At 60.1% G+C, this 6093-nt stretch carries 5 protein-coding genes; 1 reads left to right on the top strand and 4 read right to left on the bottom strand.

Annotated features, from left to right (window positions below; genetic code table 11):
- The 3 genes from ligA to V7080_RS22770 all read right to left on the bottom strand — a co-directional run.
- A partial coding sequence (gene ligA, locus V7080_RS22780; protein ID WP_334190669.1) for an NAD-dependent DNA ligase LigA occupies positions 1-1153 on the bottom strand: 1153 nt, incomplete at its 3' end.
- Entirely contained in the window at positions 1153-2265 is a 1113-nt protein-coding gene (locus V7080_RS22775) for a cell division protein ZipA C-terminal FtsZ-binding domain-containing protein (RefSeq protein WP_334190668.1), read from the bottom strand. The genes ligA and V7080_RS22775, both read right to left, overlap by 1 nt.
- A 154-nt stretch (positions 2266-2419) precedes the next feature.
- Positions 2420-2743, bottom strand: coding sequence for a hypothetical protein (locus tag V7080_RS22770; protein ID WP_334190667.1), 324 nt, complete (start codon positions 2741-2743; stop codon positions 2420-2422).
- A gap of 23 nt (positions 2744-2766) precedes the next feature.
- Here V7080_RS22770 and V7080_RS22765 point away from each other — a divergent pair, with 23 nt between their 5' ends.
- On the top strand, positions 2767-3066 hold the full coding sequence (locus V7080_RS22765; protein ID WP_334190666.1) for a hypothetical protein: 300 nt from the start codon (positions 2767-2769) through the stop codon (positions 3064-3066).
- Positions 3067-3145: 79 nt separating this feature from the next.
- Here V7080_RS22765 and smc read toward each other — a convergent pair.
- On the bottom strand, positions 3146-6093 hold a 2948-nt coding region (gene smc, locus V7080_RS22760), incomplete at its 5' end, for a chromosome segregation protein SMC (protein ID WP_334190665.1).

Here is a 6093-nt window from a genome sequence, read left to right as displayed (position 1 = left end):
GAATATCCTTGCGCCTGACTTCGTCCTCGTTGTGCAGCGTGGCGTTGGTGACGGTCACGCCGCCGACGGATACCGGCGCCAGCCGGGCGACCGGGGTGATCGCGCCGGTGCGGCCGACCTGGATGCCGATATCCTGGACCACCGTCATCGCCTCTTCCGCAGGAAATTTATGCGCGATGGCAAAGCGCGGCGCACGGGACACAAATCCGAGTTTCTGCTGCTGCTCGAGACGGTTGACCTTGTAGACGACGCCGTCGATTTCATACTGGAGACTCTTGCGCTTTTCCGCGATGCCGTGGAAAAACTTCAGCATGCCGCGCGCACCGTGCACGACAGCGCGTTCCCTGCATACCGGCAAGCCGAGCGAGGCATACCAGCCCAGCACCGCCTCATGCGACGGCGGCATGTCCGCACCTTCCAGCACGCCGATGCCATAGGCAAAGAAACGCAGCGTGCGCTGCGCCGTGATGCGGGGATCAAGCTGGCGGAGACTGCCGGCCGCCGCGTTTCGGGGATTGGCGAATTCCTTTTGCCCTGCATCGCGCTGCCGCGCATTGAGCTTGGCGAAGTCGCTCTTGTACATCAGGATTTCACCCCGCACTTCGAGAACCTTCGGCGGCGTCCCGGTATGCAGACGCAAGGGAATCGCCTTCACGGTGCGCACATTCGCGGTAACGTTTTCGCCGGTGGCGCCGTCACCCCGCGTGGCCGCCTGTACGAGCAGGCCATCCTCGTACCGCAGGCTGATCGCCAGCCCGTCGAACTTCAGTTCGGTCGAATATTCCACCGTCGCATCAGTCTGCAAACCTTCCTGCACGCGGCGATCGAAGGCGGCAATGTCATCTTCATCGAAGGCATTGTTGAGCGACAGCATCGGCAGCGCATGCCGCACCTGATCGAATTGCGGCAACGGCTTGCCGCCCACCCGTTGCGTCGGGGAATCGGAGGTCAGCAGGTCGGGATGTTCGACTTCCAGCTCGACAAGCTCTCGGAACAGCTTGTCGTATTCCGCATCGGGAATGGTCGGATTATCGAGTACGTAGTATGCGTGGCTGTGGCGGTTGAGTTCGCTCTTCAGCCAGGCGGCGCGGACCTGCCAGTTGGATGCATCCGGCCCGCTGTTCGGCTGCGCCGCCGACGTCTCCTGCCGCATCAGCTGAACAACCGCTGTGCGCGGACCGACCCGGCGGGAATGTCGGCCGCTTCCATATGACCGTAGAAATCGCGCACCTGTCCGGCGATCTCTTCCAGCGCGGCATTCGACAGCGGCTGGTTGCCGTCATCGACTACCGTACCGTCGAGACGGGATGCCAGCATGCGGGCACAGGAGATCATCGCGCCGAAACCGTCGCGTGCTTGCGCAACCCGCGGCACATCCAGCAACAGCGTCAGGCGTGACGTACTTTCGGCAGCGAGGGTAACGTTGGTGGAAAGCGAGAACAGGACACCGCCGTCGCCGTCGGGCATGACCAGGCGGCCGTCCGGCCGCAGGTCGAAGCCCTGCCGTTCAAGCGCCGCCAGGAGTGTGTTGATGACCCACGGAGCACCGTTCGACTGGACATTGACGCTGAGCTGCGCATCGTATTCAGTGACGAATTGATGCAGTCCGCGGGCGCCGGGCATCACGTGAATCATGTCAGGCATATCAGGTTCGGCATCGAGGTCGTCGGCAATCCGGCGCAGGCGTGTCACCAGTTCGGAAAACTCGATTTCATTGAGTGGACCGCCACGGTTGGCTAGCTGAACCCCCGCGCTTAATGCATAGTAAATGCCGCCGTGGGCAATCGGCTCCCACATGCCGTCGTCACGCTGGCCGATGAAATGCACCGGCTTGCCGCCGACGTGCCGCAATGTTTGCAGGGTGGGAAGAATTTTTTCGCCGCGCAACGGGCCTTCGGGCGTGATCGGGATGACACAATCGATCAGGTCGTCGACCGGCAGATCCTTCTGGACAACAGGGGCGGCAACGGGGGGAGCAGCGACCGCCGCCGAACCGGATGCGAGCGGTTCGTCGGCAAAGGCCTGCGTTGAAACCGGGACCGCGGCCGACGGCTTCAATCCGTCATCGTCCGCGAGAGTCGGTTCGTGGCGCTCGATTGCTTCACCGGCAGGCGTCGGCGATTTCATGAGCACATCGTCCTGGTCGGACGAGAAAGCTCGTTCCACCGTTTTTCTGGCCTTGTATTCCTGCCATTTGTTATAGCCGATCACACCGACGACGATGGTCCCGCCGATTGCCATCAGGCTGGTCTGAAGATCTGTCATTGCGCCGACTCCTTGGAGCGCAGGCAAGCTGGCGCAACGCCATGATCCGGGTCGCACGGGGCGCTCGAAACTAGGAAAAATTCAGATCGATTCATGGCCGAAGTCCGGTAAGTCAAACATTTTTCCGCTCTATGAAAAGCGAAGTTATAAGCAATCAATATAGGCGTTTCGGGATACGCGCTGCTGGCGCATGAAGGCAGTCAGGGTAGTGTCCACCCGTAAACTTGTCAAGCCGCGCCAAGATGGCCAAAACAGCCGATTCCATCGCCAAAAAGATGATTTTTCGCAAGCAAATTGCGAAAAATTCTCTAACGGAAAGTTGGAAATCCGCCGGTTGAGTTTCATCAATGCACTTCAAATAATGCTCAATAGAATTCCAACTCATCGGCAATGCAGTGCCTGCCTGAAAAAGTTTCCACAGATACACACGGGAAGAAAATTCGGTTTTAGATGTGATGATTTTTCTGGTGCGCAACATTTCTTTTTGATTTGGAGATTCGCATGCAACGAAAATTTAAAGAACAACTGGCTACTCCTAACGCCACAATGATGCCCAAAACCGATTCGATCCGCAGAGCAGGTGCCGTTTCGACACAAGGCTCGGGAGACTTCAAATTGCAGGAACTGGCGATGATGTCCATCAACCCGCTTATTCGTTCCGTTCAGCGCTGGTGGCTGCATCGTGCGGAGCGCCACTTCCTGATCTGCGCCGATGTGGAACTCCAGCGTGCACGCGAAGCGCAGATGAATGTTGCCTACTATCAAAAGCGTGCCGCAATGGCCCGTTCCGCACGCATCTGATCTGAGTTGTTCATGCAATTCTTCTCCGCCTGACGCCTGCCTTCTTCCCCGGCGCGTCAGGCGAATCCACCGCATCGCTTCAGGCTGCCTGCGCTTCCGACGCAAAATTCGCAGCAGACTCCATATCCACCGCAACGATTCTCGACACGCCCTGCTCCTGCATCGTGACGCCGATCAATTGCTGAGCCATTTCCATCGCGATCTTGTTATGCGAGATGAACAGGAACTGGGTCTGCGACGACATCCGCTTGACCATATTGCAGAAACGCTCGGTATTAGCGTCGTCCAGCGGCGCATCCACCTCATCCAGCAGGCAGAAAGGTGCAGGGTTCAACTGGAACATCGAGAACACCAGTGCCGTCGCGGTCAGCGCCTTCTCGCCGCCCGACAGCAGATGGATCGTCGCATTCTTCTTCCCTGGTGGTTGTGCCATGACCTGCACGCCTGAATCGAGGATCTCCTCACCGGTCATCACCAGCTTGGCATTGCCGCCACCGAACAGGATCGGGAACAGCTCGCCGAATTGCTGATTGACCTTGTCGAAAGTGTCCTGCAGCAGTTCGCGGGTTTCCTTGTCGATCTTGTTGATGGCGTCCTGCAGGGTATTGATCGCTTCGGTCAGGTCGGCATTTTGCGCGTCGAGGAAATTCTTGCGCTCGGATGCCTGCGCCAGTTCGTCCAGCGCGGCCAGATTGACGGCACCGAGGGCCGCGATCGCATTGGTGAGGCGCGTCACTTCGCCCTGCAGATAGGACGGCCGGGTATCCGGATCGAGTTTTTCGGTCAGCGCAGCCTCATCCGCCTGCGCTTCCACCAGTTGCTGGGCATATTGCTCCTGGTTCAGGCGGGCAGCCTGTTCCTTCAGCTGCAGCTCCATGATGCGGTCCCGCAATGGCTGCAGGCTTCGCTCGCCCTGCATGCGCGCCTCTTCATGATGGCGCAGCTTCTGCGTCAGCTGGTCAAGCTCATGCCGTGCATCCGCCAGCGCGCGTTCCTGGTCGCTGCGCCTGTCAAGCAGTGATTGGAGACCTGCCTGGGCGGTCTGGTCATCCAGGCTCTCCAGCTCGAGGTGCCCCTGCTGCATGTTGGCGAACAATTGCGCGGCCTGCTCAAGCGCGGTCGCGATATTGCGCTTGAGTTCATCGATCTTGCTGCGATGGGATTTTTCCGCGAATTCCGCCTCCTGCGCCGCCCGTTCCAGCTCACGCAGCCGCGCGCGGGCGTCGTTGAGCTTTTGTTCCTTGTCGAGATAATCGGTCTGTCCGTCTTCATGCGTTTCCTGCAGCTCGGCGAGCTCGGCATCGAGTTGCTCGAATTTCGCTTCCGACTCCACCTTGATCTGCTGCTGCTCCGCTTCCTGGGCGGCGATCTCCGCGAGGTCGGCTGCGATTTGCGTGCTGCGCTGGTTGAAGCGCTCCTGCACTTCCGACAGCTTCATCACATCGATCTGCAAACCATGCACCGCCTGGGTCAGGGTGCCGACGCGCTGGCGCAGCTCCTGCAGCCGCTGGGTTGCCTGCGACAGCGCCGCTTCCGCCCGGACGGCGCGGGTTTTCGCCTCGTCGGCCAGCATTTGCTGCGCGCGCAGCTGCTTGGTGATGTTATCGATTTCCTGCTGGCGGGCCAGCATGCCGTCCTGTTCGGAATCGGATGCATAAAAACGCACACTGGATTTGCCGATCACGTGTCCTTGTCTGGTGACGAAGCAGCCACCGGCGGGCAATTTAGCGCGGTCGACAAAGGCCGCATTGCTGTCCTCGGCGACAAACACGTTGTGCAGCCAATCCTGCATCAGGGCACGCAGTCCGGGATCGTTCAGCTGCAGCAATTGCATGAAGGGCTTGAGACCGGCAGGCGCGTCCACGCTCGCGCCAGGCGTCGCGGCCGCAGGAGAAAAAAGGGCCAGCTTGGCGGGAGGCGCATCGCCGAAAAAGGCCTTGGCCCAGTCGAGGTTCGACACCTCCAGTGCCGAAGTGCGTTCGCGCAATACCGATTCAAGCGCGGTTTCCCAGCCCTGGTCGACATGCAGCTTCTGCCACAGCCGCGGCAGCTCGCCCAGTTCATGCTTGTTCAGCCAGGGCTGGACTTTACCCTGCGTCTGCACGCTTTCCTGCAGCTGCTTCAACGCCGCGAGGCGCGCTTCCAGTTGCGCATTGCTGGCGGTTTCCGCATTGAGCTGTTCTTGCGCGGCGCGCCGTTCCGCATCCAGCTTCGGCTGCTGTTCCTGCGCAGCCTCCAGTTGCTCCGATGCTTCCTCCAGCAGAGCCTGCTTTTCTTCAAGCTGGATCTTCAGGTTCGACAGATGGGCGGTGTCCGGCAGGTTGAGCCCGCTTTTCTCCTGCGTCAGCCGTTCGCGCCGCACGGTCAGGCCCGAGAGAATATTCGACGCGTTGCGCTGGTGCGTGGACTCCAATTCGATCTGCTGCTGGATCTGCATGATCTTGCCGCGCGATTCCGTCGTTTTGAGCTGTGCTTCGCGCCATGCCTGCTCCATCGCGGGCAATGCATCGTGCTGCTGCTGGGCCGCGTGCTGCGCCTGCTCGACGCGCGCCGCCCGCTCCTCCAGGTGCATCTCCGCTTCTGCCAGTTCTTCCTGCTGGTGCTGCCCCTGCCGCTGCCATTGGTCACGCTGGGCGGTCAGCGAGTTGAGTTGCGATTGCAACCGGCTTCGTGATTCGATGACGAACTTGATCTGTGCTTCCAGGCTGCCGATTTCGGAATTGGTCTGATAAAGATGACCCTGCGCGGTATGCATGCGGTCGCCGGCGGCGTAGTGTGCCTGGCGCATGTGCTCCAGTTCGGTTTCCACATGGCGGAGCTTGGCGGTGTTCTCTTCCAGTTCGAGCTGCGCCTTTTCGATGTCGCGGAAGTATTTTTCCTGTTCGGCCTTCGCTTCGTTTTTGCGCAGCAGCCAGAGCAGCCGCTGCTTTTCCTCCTGGTCGGCTTGCAGCTCGCGGAATTTCTGCGCGACGGCCGCCTGCCCCTGGAGTTTTTCGAGATTGGCATTCAGTTCGCGCAGTATGTCTT

Source organism: Noviherbaspirillum sp., from assembly GCF_036846085.1.
Taxonomy (GTDB): domain Bacteria; phylum Pseudomonadota; class Gammaproteobacteria; order Burkholderiales; family Burkholderiaceae_D; genus Noviherbaspirillum.
The sequence above is the reverse complement of the archived record's forward strand: the minus strand, read 5'-3'. Positions and strand labels throughout refer to the sequence as shown.

Bases quoted from the DNA above. Each gene is read 5' to 3' on its own strand.
- V7080_RS22775 (WP_334190668.1), bottom strand. From the start codon at position 2,265: ATGACAGATCTTCAGACCAGCCTGATGGCAATCGGCGGGACCATCGTC.
- V7080_RS22770 (WP_334190667.1), bottom strand. From the start codon at position 2,743: ATGTTGCGCACCAGAAAAATCATCACATCTAAAACCGAATTTTCTTCC.
- V7080_RS22765 (WP_334190666.1), top strand. From the start codon at position 2,767: ATGCAACGAAAATTTAAAGAACAACTGGCTACTCCTAACGCCACAATG.